Raw genomic sequence first — 19,285 nt, 5'->3', positions numbered from 1 at the left:
TTAGTTTAGTTACTGCGCAACCTGATCAGCCCACTCTTCGGTGGCGAACCAATAGTTGTGACGCTCTTCCAGCCAACCGGACCGCCATTGCTGTGCAATCCAGTTGTTGAAAAAATTCATGGCATCCGGATCACCTTTGCGCACCCCAAAGGCCTCACCGCGCGGGTCATAGAGATTTTCGAACGGAACGGACAACGTTTCAGGATTGCGCCCCGCTTCGCGGTTTGGAGTCGGTTGCGCAGCCATTGATGCATGCGCGTTGCCGTTTAGAACTTCCTGGGTCGAGGCCCCGTCCTCATCGAACAAAAGCAAGGTCGCATCAGGGAAGTTCTGTGCGATCACCGCAGCCGGGGTCGCACCGCGGCGGGCGGCAAAAGTGATCTCTGGTTTATTGAAATCTTCCAGGGTCATGCCTTCGGTCATCGATTTGTTGGCCAGGATGGCCAGACCTGAATAGGCGTAAGGATCGGTAAAGTTGATGGTCAGGTTTCGCTGCGCGGTCATCGACATACCTGAGATAATCACGTCGAAATTGGACGACACCAACGCAGGGATGATGCCATCCCAGGCGGTTGGAACAAATTCGACCTCGACCCCCATGTCTTCGGCCAATTTGCGCCCGACATCCAGTTCGAAGCCAATCAGCTCACCATTATTGTCACGCATCGACCACGGCACGAACAGTGAAAGACCAATCCGGATCACCCCGTCCTGCTTGATGGTTTCAATCACACTTTCACTGGACAGTTCCTGGGTCGCGCTTTGTGCCCAGCTTGAGGTCGCCAGTCCAGTCGCCACGACCGCACCCAGGGCTACCCCGAGCATTCTGCGAGAAAGCTTCATATTGGTTCTCCTTGTTGTCCGACAATTTGTTCAGGTTTATTGGTCGACGGCATATTTCTTCTCCAGATAGCTCACGCCGATCGACAGGATCAGGGTCACCACCAGATAGACCAATGCGATGGTGAACCAGATTTCGAAACTCATGTAGGTGTCAGAAATGATGTTACGTCCGAAAGTGGTCAGTTCGGCCACCGCAATCACGCTGACAATTGCTGATGATTTGATCAGATGAACGACCTCGCCGGTCATCGGCGGGAGCATGAACCGCACCGATTGCGGCAGGATGATGTAACGATAGATCTGAAAGGGGCTCATCCCGATGGATTTGGCCGCTTCCCACTGGCCCGTGGGGATGGCGTTGATCCCCGCCCGCAAAATCTCAGATATCAACGCAGAATGAAACACCGCCAGGGTCAAGATACTCGCGGTATAACGATTAAACCCGAAGATCGGACCCAGCACATAGTAAAAGAGATAAAGCAGAACCAAGAGCGGGATGTTCCGGATAAGCTCAAGATAGCCAACCGCAACCGCTGAACCTACGACCAATCCGGACAGCCGCAATAGCGCCAACAACAATCCCAGAACGGTTGCCAGCAAAAAGGCCGTGACGGATAGTTGAATAGTGGCGACCAGACCAATCGGAATTTCGCCCCACTCGAACCCAACCTCGGTATTGCGGTACAGGAACTGTGGTACGCGGTACCACTGCCAATTATACCCCATGCCCTGAGCACCAGCATAAGAGCCATAGGCAATCAAACCTACGATGATTGTATAGATAGCGATCGATACGGGTACTGAGCCAAAAAACCTCTTAATGACCGGCGGTTTCGGCAGCGCCTGACCTGTAGGTCCCGATATGCCCAAATCGCTCATATCAGTGTTCCAGAATTTGGTTTAGGAACAAGCGACAGCGTTCGCTTGAGGGGTTGGTAAAGAACTGTTCCGGCGGCGAAACTTCGACAATTTGCCCCGCTTCCATAAAAACCATCGTATCAGCGACCTTACGGGCAAATCCCATCTCATGGGTCACGACGACCATGGTCATACCGGTCTCAGCAAGTTCAACCATCACATCCAGCACTTCGTTGATCATTTCGGGATCAAGGGCAGAGGTCGGCTCATCGAAAAGCATGATCCGGGTTTCCATGCACAGGGATCGTGCAATGGCCACCCGCTGTTGTTGTCCACCAGATAGTTGAGCCGGGTATTTATCTGCTTGTTCAGGAATGTGGACCCGGTCCAGATAATTGCGCGCAGTCTCTTCGGCTTGAGATTTTGATACCTTGCGCACCTTCATCGGTCCGATCATCAGGTTTTCAAGAACCGTCAGATGCGGAAACAGATTGAACTGTTGGAAGACCATCCCAACCTCTTGCCGTAATTCGCGGATTTCCTTTATGCCTTCATATACTTCGATCCCATCGATCACGAGACGCCCGGAATTGTGCCACTCCAAACCATTGAAACAGCGGATCAACGTGGATTTCCCCGAACCGGACGGGCCGCAGATCACCACCTTTTCACCCTGATGAACACTCAGATCAATGTTCTTAAGCGCATGAAATGAGCCATAGAATTTATCCAGGTTGGTTACCTCAATCATGGGAGAAGGTTGGTTCATGACGGGCCTGTCGTTTCGGGAGACCACACTTTCGGGTGTCCTCGTGAGTGGATGAAATCAGAGGTGAGAAAGCTACCGCCCCGAAAATCCGTCGGGAAATTCTGTTGCCGTGGCTCGATCCGGGGATTGCCCAGATAGCAGCCGTTGGCTTGGCGATGCGATTGAGTGGAGCAATCGGGCAAGGCCATAGAATCCTCAAATCTGTTGCACGCTAATTAATATGGTTGCTTAATATGCAATATTCGTCAATAAAAAACTCAACGGGCAGGTTCTGGCTGCCTAAAAATTGAGCTGACGACCAAGGGAGGAAACATAAATGTCTGCCTGGATTCGGATGATTTCTGACGAAGAAGCCGACGATCAGCTAAAAGCCACATTGGATATGGCACGCACGCCGCACGGGACAGTGGATAATGTCATGCGCGTGCATTCCCTGCGGCCCAACACAATGAAAGGGCATGTTATTTTGTACCGAGCGTGCCTGCACGATCACGCAAACTCCATACCGATGTGGTTTCAGGAAGTCATCAGCTCTTACGTGTCGACCCTGAACAACTGCCCCTACTCCTATGCCAACCACTGGGCAAACGCTCGGCACCTGATTGATGACAATGCGCGCGCCGATGAAATTGAAGCTGCGCTAAAAGCCCACCAACCGCAGGATGCTTTTGAAGGTGCACACCTTGCTGCATTGATCTATGCCGAGAAACTTACCCTAGCACCCGGAACGATGGTTGAGACGGATGCAACCACACTGAAAGATGAAGGTTGGGAGGACGGCGAGATCCTCGAAATCAACCAGATTGTGAGCTATTTCAACTATGCCAACCGTTTACTAAACGGTCTAGGCGTCACCACGGATGGGGACGTCGTGGGTTACTACGCCGACGAGTGACAGGATGTATCATGCAAGGTGACACTCCGGGAAGACAAATTGATCGCGCCATCGGCGCGTCGCTAAAAGAGCTGCGCCAAAGCCGGAAGCAATCAGCCCGCCGACTTGCCGAACAGTCTGGCATATCTGCGGCGATGGTCAGCCGCATAGAGAATGGATTGGTTTCGCCCTCGATCGACACATTGGCCGCATTGGCCGAGGCGCTTGAAGTGCCCATCGTCTCGTTGTTTCGCGAAGCAAGAACGGATCACACCGACTATACCCTCGTCCGTCACGGTCAGGGATTGAAATCCACCCGGCTGGCGAGCGGTCATTCCCATGAGTATGTCAATCTCGCGCTACATTCCCGGAAAGATCTGAGGTTTCAGGCACGCCGTGTAACCCTGCTGCGTGACGAGGGCCATCCACCAACCTACGTGGGTCACGGCGTTGTCTTCGTTCAGGCGATCGAGGGGCAGGCGGTTTATCGTTATGGTGAGGCCCGGTTCACTTTGTCGGCGGGGGACAGTATCAGCGTGGATGCCGAACTGAACCATGGGTTTGAAGAAGTTTTGACACCCGAATTTGTCTTTTTGACCGTGCAGGCCGAGCGCCCGTAATGACCTGCTGATATGGCCATTCCAGCCGAACTTGATCTGACACGCGGACCGATCTCGGCGCATTTTCGAACACTGGCAATTCCTGCCGCAGTCGGAATGCTGTTCAACACCCTCTACAACGTCGTGGACATGTTCTTTGCAGGGCTATTGTCCACCAGCGCACAGGCCGGGTTGGCACTGGGGTTTCAGGCTTTTTTTATTGCCATATCGGTCGGCGTTGGGCTTGGGGCCGCGATGAGCGCTCTTGTTGGAAACGCTCTGGGAGCCGGCGATCATCGCAAAGCCCGTCGGCTGGCTGCGCAAGGAATGAGCTATGGGCTCATAGCGTCCGGCCTATTGGCATTGGCTGGGCACTGGTATGGTCCAGCTCTGATCCGGCTGGTGTCTGAGCCGGGCGCATATCGTGATGCGGGACTGCGTTACTTCTATTGGTTGCTTTTGGCTCTGCCTGGGTTCTTGCTGGCGTTTGGGTGCAACGGTATCCTACAGGCGCACGGCGATGCGGTTTCGATGCAGCGCGCACTCGTGGTCGCATTTTTTGTCAATATCGGTCTAAACCCGCTGTTGATCTATGGCATTCCAGGCCTGGTTCCCGGCATAGGCTTCGATGGTTTGGCCGTCTCGACCGTCATCAGTCAGACCGGCGTCATGGTCTTCATGGTCCGGCAAGTACTCGGACGGCGAAGGATGAGGCGCATACGATTCAGAAACTTTGCCCCACGTTTGGAGAAGTTTGCCGAAATATCTGTCCAGGTTCTACCAACAGCCACATCCTTCATGGTGATGTTGCTGTCAGGTTTTGTCATGCAGTTCGCCCTGAAAATCTTTGGGGAACACGCAATCGCGGGCCATGGAGTGGCAATTCGACTTGAACAGATTCTACTATTGCCGGTGCTGGGTGTAACCGGGGCGCTGCTACCAATTGCGTCCCAAAATTTTGGAGCCCATGAATACGCGAGAGTAAGGGAAGCAGTATTTTATTGCTGGAAAGTTGGCTTCATCATGACAGCTATCGCAGCGCCAACTCTATGGATTTTTGGAAGACCCTTGCTGCGGCAGTTTACTGATGACCCCGAAGTCATCCGCGTTGGAGTGAGTTACTTGCGCGTCGACAGCCTGATACTGCCTTTCTATATGATGCTTTTTTCGATCAACTCTCTTTTGCAGGCTTTGAAAAGACCGATCTGGACGGTGTGGATCAGCCTGTATCGGCAAGGGTTTGGGGTAGCCTTTTTTGTCTGGGTTTTTGTTTGGCTGCTGGGCTTTAACGAAACCGGTGTTTGGTTTGGCACCGCGGCTGCCGTTGTGACAGGATGGGCGATCGCTCTTATCGTGACCACACATGTAGCACAGCGCGAGATAGGGGGGTTTTGGGTGTTGTTACGTTAACATCCAGTCCACAAAGAAGTGCCCATGCTCAGATTTCAAGCTGCTTGGGAGGCGACATTCCAGGCAACAAATGGTTAGTGCCAACTTGTTCGCGCGTTCTGAACTAGTTACCGCTCACGCAGAAAGATGCCATTCAAAATGCCGCGCCTGAAGGGCTATCGTTTTTCCGCGAGAGATCATCGCCTAAGCCGCCTGGATTTACCATCGTTTTGCGCTCAGTACTGCTCAGGTCAAAATTCTGCGCGCAGTGTTACGGTCAGCGGTCTGAACTTGATGACCCAGCGGCGGAGGGTCGCGTAAGAAATATCGATCCCGCGCTGCAGAAGCCTCGCGTCAACTTCACGCAAGCTCGAACATAAAGCCACACAGCCAGGGGAATGATCCGAGAAGGAAATCGGTGAATCGGCGACGCTTGTAGGTGATGGACGATGGATTCATCGATGCCACCTACGACCAATTCCAAGCATGAGTAACCAAACAACGGTTAATGTGACAACACCTCAGAATGGGTTCCCACAGATCGATTGGATCTAATTCCGGATCGTGAATGCGAGCAATCCTTCCAATCCCCCATCTCGACTTCGGCGCCGCTTTCGATTCTGGCAACATTCAGCTCTTTGAACATCGCATCAAAGTCCGCGACGTAGAATGTTCAGCATGAAGCCCCGGTCTCCGGGATAGTAGTCGCTGTCTTTCGGGAACGTCGAAAAGATTGTCACGCCGCGCTCGCTGATCCAGGATTGCAAGGTGGGCGAAGCCGGAGTTGAGGGGATTGATAGATGGGTCCCATACCATTCTGCTAGTCTAGCCGGATCATCAGATCTGAAGAAAGATCCTCCAATTCCATAAATTTGTGCAGTGTTAGATCTCCTTTGGTTAGTTTCGGTAAGGATCGTTCTTCTGGCCGATGACACAAATCGCCGGAGTGGCCCCGCCAAAGATCTCGATTTCGGTCACGTTCTCGAAACCAACAGCGTGGAGCGCTTCCTCGATGCTGGCGATCATGCGTCGCGCAGCACCCGGGCCATCCGCGTCCAGCCGTGGTTGATAGGTGGTCAGGCAAAGCCCGCCAGTAGCCAATGCTTCATATACTGCACCAAAAAACCCGTGTTTGTCGCTCTGAAATTGTATGACGTTCAGCGAGAAGATGCGGTCAAATGCGCCCGGCCAGTTAGCAAGGCGGTCGATCCCGCCCTCGATCAACGTGACTCTGTCTGCGGCACACTGTTCTCTTAGCCGATTGCGAGCCTGCCGGATCATCACCTCGGAATGGTCAAGACCTACTACCCGCCCTGACGTTACAACAGAGGCACATTTTGCGAGGGCCAGACCGGGGCCGCAGCCGATCTCAAGCACGCGGCTATCGGGCGACAGAGCCATCAAATCGACTGTTCTGTCATTTCGGAAACGGTTCGATTGCCGCGCTGCCATGATCCGTCCCGCCAACGCACCCAACAGGCCCGATGGATGCCGAAACTGTGCGACGATCTTCGGTTTCATCGACACTACGCGTTACCCGCGCGAGACATCCACAGGGGCATCGCCAGCAACCCGCCAGTCGAAAGAACGAGAACGCCGAGGGCAAGCGCATGGCGATACGCCATCTCGGGAAACCCCAGAAGGTCCACCGCAAAGGTATTCCACGACCACAGGGCGGCGACACCCCATATAAATAGTGCGACAATGACGATGCCGAGGGTCTTGCTGTGGCGTTTCGAGTGCTGAATCATGTTAGCTCCCCTTCTCCATCATGATTTCAAGCGCGTCGTTGAGACTGGCCAACAGCTGCGCCGAAGCTGCGACATCATGCGCTGCCGTGGCCTCGGCCAACGCGGCCATCGGTGCGTCTTCCCGGTCCTGCATCTCGGCAAAAAGATCAATGCCGGTTGGGGTGGGCAAATAAAGTACTGATCTCTTGTGATCGGGATTGTCCTGCGCGTGGGCAAGACCCTTCTCCAACAGGGTATTCATGTTTTTCTGCACATGCTGACGCGAGACACCTTTGGCTTTGGCGATATCGGGCACCGTTTGTGGCGCCTTGAAGATCAATGCCTGCAGGACCGCCCGCATCGACGGATTGATATCCAGATCGGCGTGCAGAGCTTCGGCAACGGATTTGAGCCGGTTGAACGCTGTCCTTATTTCTCTGATCAGTGCGGTGAGTTCTTTGTTTTGCTGCGTCACGCGGGGGCTCCGGGATTCTATTTGACAACTTAGGTGTCACTATGAATTATGACAACTTAATTGTCAATATGGTGATGCTGCTCATGTTCACGCAAACCCATCTACTGATCGGAGCCGCAATCTTCGCGAGGCCGGGACGTACTACAGTTGCTCTGGCTGGTCTGATGGGCGCGTTAGTGCCTGATACCGATGTCTGGGCGATGTTCATAGTCGAGCGGCAGCAAGGGGCCAGCGGGTGCGAAGTGTTTCATTATCGGTACTGGGAGCAGCCGTGGACAACGCTTCAGATGCTGCTGAACTCGATCCCCTTGTATCTCGCCCTTATCGCCCTGGGCCTCACCGGTCTGATCCTGCCTGCCGTTTGGCCACGTAGGATCGCGCTGATCGTGATCGTGTTCGCCAGCTCCGCACTGCTTCATGTGGGGGTTGATTTTCTGCTGCACCATGACGATGCGCGCGCGCAATGGATGCCTTTCACGAACTGGATCTTCCGCTCACCAGTTTCCTATTGGGAACCTCGATACTACGGTCGGGTTTTCATGGTGATCGAGATCGGCTTGGGGCTCACTCTCGCCGTATTGATCGGCCTGCAGTTTCGGTCAAGGTGCGTATGGGCGGCGGTTGCAATTGTGTCGCTTGGTTACGCAGGGTCGATTGCCGCTGGTCTGGTGTCCGGTGACGACCACGTGCGGGGGCCAGGGTCCTGCGAAATTCTGGAACTGGATGCTGCGTCAATGCTCACTTCCGGTGCGGGCAAGTCGATGATAGGCGCGCACGGAGATGGCCATGATTAAAGATCATTTCATGCGATGGCGTTGGAAAATGTGGGGCGCATGGTGCATCCTTGCGGCTACCGGCGTGGCGTATGGGGTTTTCGCTATCGCAGCAAGTATTGGCCTTGCTGAAACTGACAAGATGCGCGCGCTGCCGTTGCCATTTCAAATCCATGCTCTGGCTGGCGGAATCGCATTGATCGCCGGGATAATGCAGTTCAACCCTGCGATACGAACCCGTTTCATTCGCGCGCATCGCTGGGGTGGCCGCATCTACGTCTACAGCGCATGTCTGGCGAGCATCGCGGCGGTACTCAATGCTGCATTCTTCGATGTGAGCTGGGCCGCGAGATTGTCGTTTTTCCTGCTGGGATTCTTTTGGCTTCTGTCCACGATTTTCGCATACAAGATGATCCGGAAACGCAATATTTCTCTCCACCGTGAATGGATGTTGCGAAGTTATTTCCTGGCGTTTTTCTTCGTGACATTCAGCTTCTGGGTGCCGGTCCTGGCAGGCGACAGTCAGGGAACAGGCACGGCATATTTCATCGCTGTAGCGATGAGTTGGGTCCCCAACCTCATACTTGCAGAAGTATGGATTCGAAGAACGCGCAAGAGAGGCAGAGCGTCAACAAATTGACCGAACGCGAGGTTTTGTATTTTGCCAAGGAGCCGATATGCGTCGGAAGCGCAGCGTTTGTCAGAATGGGCTCTTTGCGATCATGCGGCAGTGCAGATCACCGCTTCGGAGGAAGACGCCCGTGCCGACGTTGACGGCCCAGAGCCGACATCCCTCAGCCAACTTACATGCTGCGGTCGCAGCCCGCATTACTGCCCTTCGCCGCGAGTGCAAAGCCAGAAGGCCATTATGCTCACTGTTTGCGGACGAAGCGGTCATGTCGAGGTATTCCTCGAATGGCCGCTTCACTAGATTGGGTCCGATCAAGTGAACCTGAGCTTAGGCGTCCGCTGCCTCACTGCGGGTCATGATGATCTCGCGGGTGATCTGCCAGCGGCCATCCTCAAGCACGAAGTCGATGCTGAGTGAGATGAGCTGATAGCGACCGGTTGCATCGTTCTTTCGGCTGACGACGATGTGGCCATGCGTGTCGTCAGCTTCGACCAGGTGATACTTCACCCAAGGGTTGTCGTCTTTCAGTGCGCCCATGTTGTGTTTGATGAACTCCATGAATCCGGGTTTGTCGTTGCGCATCAGGGTGCCATCGTTCAGCAGAAGATAGGTCTGCATGTCGCGGTGATAGAGGTTGTCGAGCACTTCGAACGAATGCCCTGAGACGCCGTGGATCAGCCCGTCCAGTGTCTCTTTGACAGCGGAGGCGTTGGAGTGGTTTTCGGTCATAGCCATTGAAATGGTCCTTTTGGGAAAAGGTGGTTTGGCGCGAGCGATCAATCGGTCGCGTAGTTGCTGAACATATCCAGCACGATCTGCCAGTTATCGTCTTCGCTTTCGCGCTCCAGGACGTAGATGTATGATCCTTCGAGCTGGAAGCCCTGACTTTCGACGGCGGCGCGGGTTATGCCTTTCATGACCGCCTGCGTGCCGTCGTCAGAGATGAACAGGTCTTCGATCGTGTGTGACAGCTCGCCTTCGTTCTCGCTCATGAAAGTGATGGTCTGACGCGGAACACCGTCGCGGCCTTGCGCTGGAGGTGTCGCTGGCGCGATCCAGAACGCATCTTCGTCATAGAGGGCAATGAGCCCGGCTGCGTCATGGGTTGCCGCCAATTCATTGAAACGATCATTGAAGGCGATCAGGCTTTCCCGTGCTGCGCTTTGTGCAGCGGTTTCGGCGAATGCGGGCACTGCCAGAGAGGCAACGAGGGCAATAGTGAAGAGAGCGGATGTCAAGCGCATAAGCTTGTCCTTTCGGTTTAGTGTATTGATTTTAGGGAGTTAGAGGGAGCTTGCCTTATGCGGCGCGCGTCCCCCGGATTGGGTAGTTATTCTCAGGGTTGCGGATAAAGCGCAGACCGCCAAGCAAGGTTTTCAAGTCTGGCCGAGCGAATGGCGCGTTGGAGATATCCGTGACCTGCACCTGACCATCTGCGTTCACGATAAAGATGCCGGGTTCTGCGAAGGGTTGATCCGTTTCCGCTGCCGACCGAGGATCAGACACATAAAGCCCAAGTTCGTGCATTTGGTTGAGGCTCAGATCATACCCAACCGGATAGCTTGACTGCATCAGTGCGATCTGGTCGGTCGCCTTGGATTCAGGGTCGGCGGAGACCGCGACAACATCTACGCCAAGAGCGTGAAATTCTGTCAGCAGGACTTCCAACTCCTTCAAATAGCTTGTGCACATCGGGCAATGCTTACCTCGATAAACGACGACCATTTGCCAATCATGCCCTCCATGCGGAGCACCGAGAATAAGGTCACCCCCGCCTAATTTGGGCACTGTGATTGCGGGAAACTGTGATCCAGCAGGTGTTTTTCGTGATGACATTTTTCTTGTCCTTGCGTTTTGTGATGATCGTTATAAAAATACCAAAAGCGAAACGTCAAGGATTTTTGTAATGATTGTCACAAAAAAAGTTGGGCGGCCCAAAACCTTCGACCGGGACGAAGCCCTCACCAAGGCCATCGGCGTGTTCTGGAAACAAGGTTATGAAGGCGCATCGATGAAGCTGTTGACAGATGAAATGGGGATCAACAGTCCCAGCCTTTATGCAGAGTTCGGTGACAAGCACGGCCTTTACTTGGAAGCAATCAACAGCTATGCGACGAATGATGCCTGTGCGCCCTTGGTCGCATTGGAGACCGTGCCCGATATTCGGCAGGCTGTTCGCGCCTTCTTTGAGGCTGTGATTGACTACTCAACGCACCATGACAGTGGGGCAAAGGGGTGCTTTCTTGTTTCTTGCGTCGCGACAAGTGCTGGGCACGTGGACGGCACCGCCGAATTGCTACGAGACGCGATCATATCGACAGATAAGCGCATCACGGCCCGCTTTGATCAGGAAGTGATTAACGGTAAGTTGCCGCAGCGTTTTCCGAGCGTTGATCGTGCCAAAATGATGTTCGACCTACGGCAGGGCATGGTGTTCCGGGCACGTGCCGGATTCTCAGATGACGACCTGGCGGGCGACATAGATAAGTACGTGAACTCTGTTCTAGCGAATTCCGAAAGCTGACTTTGGTGCAAAGCGCAGCATCGGTAACTCTGGGCTCAGAGTGGACCTAGGAGACAGCGCAGCAACCTTGGCACAAACCAAGTTTCAGTCTTTAAAGTCGGCCCTTAGCCGACATCTATCGGCTTGTCTCGATGCTGCAGTCCAGCCCGCTTAGCTGCCGTTCGTCGCGCGTGCAAAATCCTGTAGAACGGTAACTCACAGTCTGCGGGACTTTGCTGACCTTGATGATTTTGACTCGAATGACTGCTTTTTTCTAACCAAGTGAAAAGATGCACCCAGAAATTTGGTGTTAGAAGCTAGGTTTGCTGGCTCTCCGTCGCTTGTGGCTGGATGAACAAAGTTCGATTGATTGCACTCAATTTCATGTGCGGCTCAGAGGAATTTGCCTCAATAACAGCACGCCTTAGTAGATCCGACACTTTTTAGAACCAATATCCATCCAAAGATTATCGAAACGGAATCCTTGCTTCTCCGATTGTCTCGATAAGCGGTGCTAAGTGAGATTCGTAGTTTCGCCATTTCTCCTTTGACGAGCTGTATAATGGCTGGCGCACTTGCTGAACACTTGCAGTGCGGACACGTCGTGCCCCTTTGTAAAACTCGAGACAACTATTATCCCACTCGAGGCCACAATATGCTATCAAGCGTCGCGCTTCGAACTCGATATCATCGATAAGGCTCTCATAGTGAATGGTGTGAAAGCTGCCGGCGGGGAGAACTTCCTTCCAATGCTGCATAACGCGCACATAGGCATTAAAGTATCGACCCAATTCGATCTGGTCGTAGCTGTGGAGCTGACTGCGCTGAAACACTCGGGTGAAGCAGGACAGACACGTATCTAGCGGATTGCGCGCGACATGCACGATCCGCGCATTGGGCATGATCGCATGAATCAGGCCAACCATCAGAAAGTTCGCAGGCATCTTATCAACGATATAAGGTTTACCAGGAGCGTGCGCATCGAGCCGCTGGACATATCGTTGGGCGCGTTTTGAAAGCTCCTGATCCGAGAGAGCCGCAATTAGACTTCCAGTTTTCTTGTTTCCACCGCGCAGTTGATCGGTGAAAAGTTTGTGCAAATAGTTAAGCTCTCCGGCTCCGAATACGTCTGGATGGCTGGCGAGGATCGACTCCGTCAACGTCGTTCCAGACCGCGGCATGCCAACAACAAAAATTGGTTGGCTGCTGTCCACCGAGCTCTGGTGAAGTTTTTCGAGCAGTTCCGATGTAAAGGCCGTGATCAGGTCGTCTGCCGTTTCCTCGATTTGGTCGGCATCAAAATCGATAATGCTGCGCTTTATTGCAGCCCCTTTTGCAAAATGCTCAAAAGCGCTGTCGTAGCGCTTGAGGTCCTCATAGCATTTTCCCAATGCGTAGTGATACGATACCGATTGTTCAGGAAGCATCTTGTCGGCTTCAGGCAACGCAGCCACAAGACCCTGAAAATCAAGGTTGTCTTCGGTAACTTTATCCAACTTAACCAACGCGATCTGCGCATTCAAACGCGCTTTGTCCCTTTCTGCGGCCTTGTTGAACCAGCTGCGGGCAGCGTCAAAATTGCCCTGCTCCATCTCCAGATGGCCCAATGCGATCATTGTGGCCGAGAAATCCGGTTTTAGCTCAAGGGTCTTCTCGTAGTTGGCAAAACCGGCCTCGAGGTCGCCAAGGTGCGATTTGCAAACGGCTATATAGTGATATGCAGGCGCGTGGCCGGGGTCTAAGTGCTGCGCTTTTTCTGCCTCGACAAGGGCAAGTTCATGCAGGTTTTTCTCGATCAGGACCTGCGCAAGCCCGACATAAGCTTCGGGCTTTTTTTCATCTAGCGAAATCGCATTTCGAAAACAGCATTCGGCTTCGTCCCATTCGCTCTGCAAAACGTGTAACCGTCCCCGATTGCGGTGCAACTCTGCGGAAATATACCCCTTGCCAAGACAGTCATCTGCAAAATCTCTAGCTTCTTCTAGCTCCTCAGCTTCTATCATTACAGAAATGAGATTGTTGACACTCTCGAGATAGTCCGGGCGCAAATCTAGCACCCTACGATAGAACGAGATTGCCCCTTCACTGTCCTCGTTGTCGCGCGCGATTGATCCAAGATTATTCAGCGCAGCAATCAGATCTGGATTAAGGGCCAGCGCTCTCTTCTGAGATGCCTCGGCTTCGGATAAATCACCTATATCGTAATAGGCAAGCCCAAGGTTTGAATGCGCATTTGCAACCCCCGGGGCAAGCTGGACTGCACGTTTGCCAACCCTGATTGCTTCTTCAGGTTTTCCGTTCGTGCGTAACACCTCGGTGAAATTCGACAGGAACCCAGCATTGTCCGGCTGCAATCGGATCGCTTCGCGCATAGCATTTTCAGCTGGCCCGCTTTGACCGGTTTGAAACGCAATTACGCCAAGCAGTTGATGCGCTGGCGCGTATTCGGGCGCAGCTTTGAGCACTTGGTTCAGAACATTGACAGCTTTATTCAAATGCCCTGTATCGTAGGCCTGAACTCCTTGGTTGTAAGCCTCACCGATGGATAATGTCTGGTTTTTAGGCATTCAAGTAGCTCCGGGCTGGCGCATGACGACAGCCTGATCTCAAGCGCCGTCAAGTCGCCACATTGTGTTGCAGTTTTCCTACGAATTTCCAACAGCAATAGGTCATCCTATGCAATGGAAAATTGGTAGATTGCATACATGTTAACGATTTATTAACGGTTCGTAAGCGGAGCCGATTGCAAAAACGCGACGAGTTTCGAGAAAAAACAAGATAATCTAACGGGATAGTAAATGACTAATAATGAGTCGAGGGCGAACGCCCCCAAGCTCCGTGGCGGGCGTATTTTCAAGTGGAAAGGCCAAATTGTCAGCGCGGCTCCAGCGGCGTTGCTGGCGCAAGTATCAATGGTTGCCCTGATGGCCGGGGACGTACATGCGGATACGATCTCGAATGTGGTGACGACACCCCAGGTTTTCTCGACCGATGCGGATCACAAAGTAACGGCAAGCGGCGCGATCGAGATAACTTCTTCCACCGCTGCAGCTTTGACGATCACGACCGATTACTCAAGCACGTTCACGAATAACGGGACAATCTCGGTCACGGCAACGGATACCGATACTGCGACGGCACTTTTGCTGGACGGAAATTTGCAGCAATCCGGTGCTTTGGTGAACAATGGCACCATTTCTGTAGATGTCACCGGGTCTGATCCTCAGGATATCTATGGCTTGCTGGTGAACGGTGACGCCGACGGGGTAATCCAAAACACCGGAACGATTGATGTCGACGTGTTGTCCACGGATGGCGATATCGAGGCCTGGGGTATCTACGTTGACGGTGACGTTTCTGAAACAGGTAAGATCGTCAACACCGGGACGATCAAGGTTGATGGGCTGATCACCGACGGAAGCACCGCATCAATCTACGGTATTGCGGTCGACCGCGACGTCGCGGGTGTGATCAGAAACAGCGGCACGATTGATGTCCGCGCCAGATCATTCGCCGATGATTATGCCTATGCCTGGGGCATTTACGTGCAAAGTGACCTGGAAGAAACCGGTCAGATCGTGAACTCGGGAACAATCAAATCGGTTGCCATATCGACCAGTGACAGTACCGCGTCTGCCTATGGGATCGAAGTCAATGGCAATGCGCACGGTGTGATCCGCAATACCGGCACATTGGAGGTTCTGGCCTCTGCCCCGTCGACCTATGAGGCGATTGCCTATGGAATTTTGGTCGATCGTGACCTGTCCGGTCAGATCGATAACAGCGGTACCATCGAGGTAACCGCAATCGGTGTTGAATCCGACGCTTCTGCTTTCGGCATTTACGTCGATGATGACGTATTGTCCGGCGCGTCCGTACATAACAGCGGTACAATTGAGGCCTTTGCCAGCGCGGATACCGATGACGTAGCATATGCGGGCGGGCTTTACCTTGAGGACCTTGTTGACGGGATCGTGGTAAACTCGGGCACGATTACGGCCACTGCTTTGTCTCTCAACACCGCGGACGAGGCGACCGCGACGGGCATTTATGCCGGGGATGACGTTTCCGGTGCAATTCGTAACTCGGGCACTATGACGCTTTTCGCAGAAGCTGCCGAAGATTCTGCAGAAGCCTCGGGGTTTTATCTTACCGATGACCTAAGCGGCTCTCTGGCAAACTCGGGTGAGATTACAGCGACTGCGATTTCGCATGACACCTCTGCCGAGGCCTATGGGATTTATGTTGATGAAATCGTAACCGGTGACATCAAGAACACCGGAAGCATCACCGTCACCGCCAATGGTGCGCAACAGAATGGTGGGCCACCGCCAAACGCATCCGAGGCATTCGGCGTGTACGCCGGCGACATGCAGGGAACGTTCTCGAACACGGGCCCGATTACCGTGCACGCGACCGGCAGTTCCGGCACCCGTGCAGCCGGTATTCAGTTCGACAATTTCGACGGAACGATTCATGATCTGGGGACCATCAGGGTTTCGGGGAATGATGAGGTCTACGCTGTCTACCTTGGAACCGGCACGGGGACGCTGAATGTCGATACAATGGACGACGTTGAGGGTCTGATCCGCGTTCAGGACCATGACGTGAACCTAGAAGCCAAAGGCGGCAGTGGCGTGTTTGCGTTCGAAGATGCCGCGCCGGGTACGGGTACCTTCAAGACCACCGTGTCTGACGGGCAATCCGCTTGGTTCGTGCAGGACAAGGGCGGCGCGGCCCCGATCTATTCTGTGGTCGACGGCAATGACATTGCACCATCGGGCGATGTCGCGGCCTTCTTCGGCAGCATTGTCGGCGGCAGTGGCAATGCGCTTAGCTATGGTCAGGGACCGCAGGTCGCGCAGGGCGCAACTTTCGCTGGTTTCCGGCCCTTCGCAATGATCGACGCCCAGTATCGAGAGTTCGAGAGCGGCTCGAACGATGACACCGACGTGACGATGTTCAGCGGAAGCGCCGGGTATACGGGGCAGATGGACAACGGAGTGTCTCTGGCTGTTGCCATGGGCGTGTTCACTTCGGATGGTGACAACAGCACCACCGACTTTGACACAAATGGCTTCTATCTTGATGCCGCAGTGGGTCGTCAGTTTGGTGCCTACACGCTGGATGCCGGATTCGGCATTGGTTGGCTCACGACTGATCGTAGCCGGTCGATCTCGGGCAGCTCTGATGCTAAGGCCGATTATAACAGCAGGCTGTTGACGGCGAATATCGGGGTCGAGCGAGCATTCGACGTCAGTGAGGATTTCGGTTTGCTTGGTTTTGCCAGCGCCCGTTACACCAACCAAAAGGATGACGGCTATACCGAGACGGGGTCATCTGCGAATGCCACCGTCGGCGATATCACCACCGAAGTTGTCGAGGCCCGTTTGGGGGTTGAGGCATCAAAGGACCTTGAAAACGGCGGTGTTCTCAGCGGTCAGCTTGGCGGCGTGTTGCGGCGCGACCTAGGCAGTTCCGAGGGCGACGTAACCGTCTTCTCTCAGACCGAGTCTCTGGCCTTTGCGTCCACCGACTTTACCGGCGCCAGTGTCGTGGTCGGATACGAGCAAGATCTCATTCAGGACATGCGGCTTGAACTGACGGCGGAACAGGAAATCGGCAGCGACGCTCAGGGGCCATTCCTGCGCGCCGGACTTCGCTGGTCGTTCTAGATCTAAAGAGCACTGCGGCACCCAGAGCGGTGCCGCAGAAATCGGCTCCAAGCTGAACTATGTCGGGCTCTGTTGCAAACTTTTGAGCATGGTGAGCTGATTGAGCGATCGCATCGGTGTTAACCGGCTAGTTCGGCGCATTGTTTGAATGGACAGACTCCTGGCGTGAGTTGACCTTTCCGGATCATGTGCGCAGTTTCGATTCCAGCTGGAGTTGCTGATGCTGAAAGCGCTTCAGAAACCACTTATGCGTTCTATGAGCCAGTACATCGATACCGAACCGATGCCATAGGCTGTAATCACAGTCGCCCTTTGGCTAACTGGACGTGCCATCAACCGCCAGATCGCGACAAGAAGTGCCAAGGCCCCGACAAAACTCAACTGGCCGGCCTCGACGCCCAGGTTGAAGGCAAGCAAGGCCGCAGGAATATCGTTTGAGGGTAGTCCGATATCGGCCAAAGCGCCTGCAAAACCAAGGCCATGCAAAAGCCCAAACCCGAAACAAACGATCCAGGGCTTCTGCTTTGAAAGTCGGAAACGCCCGTCGCCACCCTTAACAATTTCCATCGCCAGAAAAACAATAGAAAGCGCTATGATGGCCTCAACCGGCGGACCGGGGACATTCAGAAAACCTAGCGTTGCCAATGCCAGTGTTATTGAATGCGCCAGTGTGAATGCTGTGACTGCTCCCACCAGTTTCCACGGATCACGGACCAAAATAAACAACGCGAAGACAAACAGCAGATGATCCCAACCTTCCAGGATGTGTTCAAAACCCAACTGGAAATACGCGGTGAAAACAGACCATGTGGTCTGTTCAGAAGGTATGTTCTGAACGGCCGTCTCTGGTGTGAACCGAAGCGTCGTGGGCACAGCCTGCAGGGGCTGCACACGGACCAATACGTCGTTCTTTTGAACCTCCAGACCTTCTATCTGGATGGGTTGGCCCGCAATATCCCCGCGGCACTCGATAACCCAGGAAGAAACCCATGCTCTGCCATCGGAAATTGGGGTAGGGCCGCGCGCCGGGGTGCAACCATCCGGCGCCATGACATCGATCGCCATGGCTTGACCATTCACATCGGGTTTTCGCCAATGAACGCTCCAGGTGTCCGATGTGATTTGGCGAATTTCCAAGTACCCCGGATCAAGCGCATGCGCCGAGGCATTTCCTGCGACCCACGCAATCAGCAACGCAATCAGTAGGCCAAATACAGCTTTCATTTGGTTTGACCTGAGAGAGCGGGCACTATGATCTCATAGTTGGCAGCAAGAATCCCATATTGCGCTTGCGCCAGATCTTCGCTCATCACGCGACGCCAATCCCGCAGCACGGCATCGTGAATTTCTGATAATGGGGGTATTTGACTAGGTTCGATGTCTTGCACCTGAACTAGATGGACTCCGTAACCCGACTGGATCGGGCCAGCCCACTGACCTTTATCCAATGTTGTAAGACCCTTGGAAAAGCCAGATCCAAAGACCGAGTCTATCACTCTGGTCGCAGTCAAGGGCATAGATGCGGGCAGCAGTGTCGAGCCGCCCAGGTCGGAAACCTCATCTCCCGCGCGCAGGGCGGCCAATACCCCCTCGACTTCAGCTTTGTTTGGCTCCTCACCAATAAAGACCTGAATGAAGGCCAGCTTGCTGGGCGTCGCATAGCGCTCCGAGTTGTTTTGCAAAAAGGCCTCTAAATCTTCGTCTTCCGGAACAACAGACGTGGCGATCGCTTCGGTCAGGAAATCCATTTTTTGACTGAGACGAGACCGGATCACAGAGTCTCCGCGATCAAGGCCAAGCTTTCTTGCTTCTCTGACCAGTACCTCTTCGCGAATTGTTGCATCGGTCAAAGCTTGCAGCTCGGCACCGCTTGGGCGCCGTTTCCACCGTGCTTCAAACTGATCAGACAAAAGCGCGATATCGTTTTCGTCGATTGTTATTGTCCCAAAATCTTCGACAGTCTCGTTTTCCGGCGCAACCATTTGGAACCAAATGAAAATAGCTGCTCCAATCAGGAAGAAATGGAACAGGGGTTCTTTCAATATTCGCATGAAAGCTCCTGCATGAAACGGGCTCCGGTTTTACATATCGATGCTGACATCAGTCGATTGAGCATTGCAAGAAAATCAACGCGACGCACAAATCAATCGTCTGGTGAATGGGCCG

Annotated in this window: 19 protein-coding genes and 1 pseudogene; 7 read left to right on the top strand and 13 right to left on the bottom strand. The window is 53.7% G+C overall.

The window, feature by feature from the left end; genetic code table 11:
- Positions 1-9: 9 nt before the first annotated feature.
- Genes AC2FLB_RS09385 through AC2FLB_RS09375 form a run of 3 tightly spaced genes read right to left on the bottom strand, consistent with a single transcriptional unit; the run spans position 10 to position 2,452 of the window.
- The gene (locus AC2FLB_RS09385; protein WP_496691480.1) at positions 10-843 is read right to left on the bottom strand and encodes a transporter substrate-binding domain-containing protein; all 834 of its coding nucleotides are present in this window, start codon (positions 841-843) and stop codon (positions 10-12) included.
- Between the two features lie 36 nt (positions 844-879).
- Complete coding sequence (locus tag AC2FLB_RS09380; protein ID WP_496691479.1) at positions 880-1,722, bottom strand: amino acid ABC transporter permease; 843 nt, start codon at positions 1,720-1,722, stop codon at positions 880-882.
- Position 1,723: 1 nt separating this feature from the next.
- On the bottom strand, positions 1,724-2,452 hold the full coding sequence (locus AC2FLB_RS09375) for an amino acid ABC transporter ATP-binding protein (RefSeq protein WP_496691478.1): 729 nt from the start codon (positions 2,450-2,452) through the stop codon (positions 1,724-1,726).
- 334 nt (positions 2,453-2,786) lie between these two features.
- Between AC2FLB_RS09375 and AC2FLB_RS09370 the strand changes: the two genes are divergently transcribed.
- The 3 genes from AC2FLB_RS09370 to AC2FLB_RS09360 are packed head-to-tail and all read left to right on the top strand — an operon-like array spanning position 2,787 to position 5,353.
- Positions 2,787-3,365, top strand: coding sequence for a carboxymuconolactone decarboxylase family protein (locus AC2FLB_RS09370; protein ID WP_496698214.1), 579 nt, complete (start codon positions 2,787-2,789; stop codon positions 3,363-3,365).
- Between the two features lie 11 nt (positions 3,366-3,376).
- A complete protein-coding gene (locus tag AC2FLB_RS09365; RefSeq protein WP_496691476.1) occupies positions 3,377-3,964 on the top strand; it encodes a helix-turn-helix domain-containing protein in 588 nt (195 codons plus the stop codon).
- 12 nt (positions 3,965-3,976) lie between these two features.
- On the top strand, positions 3,977-5,353 hold the full coding sequence (locus AC2FLB_RS09360; protein WP_496709128.1) for an MATE family efflux transporter: 1,377 nt from the start codon (positions 3,977-3,979) through the stop codon (positions 5,351-5,353).
- Between the two features lie 876 nt (positions 5,354-6,229).
- On the opposite strand, the gene AC2FLB_RS09355 is transcribed toward AC2FLB_RS09360, so the two are convergent.
- Genes AC2FLB_RS09355 through AC2FLB_RS09345 form a run of 3 tightly spaced genes read right to left on the bottom strand, consistent with a single transcriptional unit; the run spans position 6,230 to position 7,537 of the window.
- Positions 6,230-6,853, bottom strand: a complete 624-nt coding sequence (locus tag AC2FLB_RS09355; protein ID WP_496691474.1) for an SAM-dependent methyltransferase — start codon at positions 6,851-6,853, stop codon at positions 6,230-6,232.
- Between the two features lie 5 nt (positions 6,854-6,858).
- Entirely contained in the window at positions 6,859-7,083 is a 225-nt protein-coding gene (locus AC2FLB_RS09350; protein WP_496702585.1) for a hypothetical protein, read from the bottom strand.
- Between the two features lies 1 nt (position 7,084).
- The gene (locus AC2FLB_RS09345; RefSeq protein ID WP_496691472.1) at positions 7,085-7,537 is read right to left on the bottom strand and encodes a MarR family winged helix-turn-helix transcriptional regulator; all 453 of its coding nucleotides are present in this window, start codon (positions 7,535-7,537) and stop codon (positions 7,085-7,087) included.
- Positions 7,538-7,578: 41 nt separating this feature from the next.
- Here AC2FLB_RS09345 and AC2FLB_RS09340 point away from each other — a divergent pair, with 41 nt between their 5' ends.
- Both AC2FLB_RS09340 and AC2FLB_RS09335 read left to right on the top strand, forming a co-directional pair.
- On the top strand, positions 7,579-8,331 hold the full coding sequence (locus AC2FLB_RS09340; RefSeq protein WP_496709127.1) for a hypothetical protein: 753 nt from the start codon (positions 7,579-7,581) through the stop codon (positions 8,329-8,331).
- Complete coding sequence (locus AC2FLB_RS09335; RefSeq protein ID WP_496709126.1) at positions 8,324-8,950, top strand: DUF2306 domain-containing protein; 627 nt, start codon at positions 8,324-8,326, stop codon at positions 8,948-8,950. The genes AC2FLB_RS09340 and AC2FLB_RS09335 overlap by 8 nt, the downstream gene beginning before the upstream one ends.
- Positions 8,951-9,268: 318 nt before the next feature.
- On the opposite strand, the gene AC2FLB_RS09330 is transcribed toward AC2FLB_RS09335, so the two are convergent.
- From AC2FLB_RS09330 to AC2FLB_RS09320, 3 genes are read right to left on the bottom strand one after another with little or no spacing between them, the layout of a single operon-like run.
- The gene (locus AC2FLB_RS09330; RefSeq protein WP_496709125.1) at positions 9,269-9,676 is read right to left on the bottom strand and encodes a hypothetical protein; all 408 of its coding nucleotides are present in this window, start codon (positions 9,674-9,676) and stop codon (positions 9,269-9,271) included.
- 41 nt (positions 9,677-9,717) lie between these two features.
- Positions 9,718-10,185: a YybH family protein gene (locus tag AC2FLB_RS09325; protein WP_496691468.1), complete on the bottom strand. Its 468-nt coding sequence runs from the start codon at positions 10,183-10,185 to the stop codon at positions 9,718-9,720.
- Positions 10,186-10,240: 55 nt separating this feature from the next.
- Positions 10,241-10,777: a redoxin domain-containing protein gene (locus tag AC2FLB_RS09320; RefSeq protein WP_496691467.1), complete on the bottom strand. Its 537-nt coding sequence runs from the start codon at positions 10,775-10,777 to the stop codon at positions 10,241-10,243.
- On the opposite strand from AC2FLB_RS09320, the gene AC2FLB_RS09315 reads away from it, so the two are divergent.
- Positions 10,731-11,465 (top strand): TetR/AcrR family transcriptional regulator, encoded by a 735-nt coding sequence (locus AC2FLB_RS09315; protein WP_496709139.1) that lies wholly within the window; start codon positions 10,731-10,733, stop codon positions 11,463-11,465. The two genes, AC2FLB_RS09320 and AC2FLB_RS09315, sit on opposite strands and share 47 nt — an antisense overlap.
- Positions 11,466-11,911: 446 nt before the next feature.
- Here the strand turns inward: AC2FLB_RS09315 and AC2FLB_RS09310 are convergent, their stop codons facing one another.
- A complete protein-coding gene (locus AC2FLB_RS09310; RefSeq protein ID WP_496709124.1) occupies positions 11,912-14,011 on the bottom strand; it encodes a tetratricopeptide repeat-containing sulfotransferase family protein in 2,100 nt (699 codons plus the stop codon).
- A 231-nt stretch (positions 14,012-14,242) separates the two neighbouring features.
- Between AC2FLB_RS09310 and AC2FLB_RS09305 the strand changes: the two genes are divergently transcribed.
- The gene (locus AC2FLB_RS09305) at positions 14,243-17,119 is read left to right on the top strand and encodes an autotransporter family protein (protein ID WP_496709123.1); all 2,877 of its coding nucleotides are present in this window, start codon (positions 14,243-14,245) and stop codon (positions 17,117-17,119) included.
- Between the two features lie 119 nt (positions 17,120-17,238).
- Here the strand turns inward: AC2FLB_RS09305 and AC2FLB_RS09300 are convergent.
- The 3 genes and pseudogenes from AC2FLB_RS09300 to AC2FLB_RS09290 all read right to left on the bottom strand — a co-directional run.
- Positions 17,239-17,346 (bottom strand): annotated as a pseudogene (locus AC2FLB_RS09300) (IS6 family transposase); the annotation flags it as partial.
- A 7-nt stretch (positions 17,347-17,353) separates the two neighbouring features.
- Entirely contained in the window at positions 17,354-18,343 is a 990-nt protein-coding gene (locus tag AC2FLB_RS09295) for a HupE/UreJ family protein (protein ID WP_496709122.1), read from the bottom strand.
- Positions 18,340-19,170 carry a peptidyl-prolyl cis-trans isomerase gene (locus AC2FLB_RS09290; protein WP_496709121.1) on the bottom strand — a complete coding sequence of 277 codons (831 nt, stop codon included), beginning with the start codon at positions 19,168-19,170 and terminating at the stop codon, positions 18,340-18,342. Before AC2FLB_RS09290 ends, AC2FLB_RS09295 begins: the two co-directional genes overlap by 4 nt.
- Positions 19,171-19,285 lie beyond the last annotated feature (115 nt).

The organism is Ruegeria sp. CDSA236, from assembly GCF_059611285.1.
This window is presented reverse-complemented; position numbering and strand designations above follow the sequence as displayed.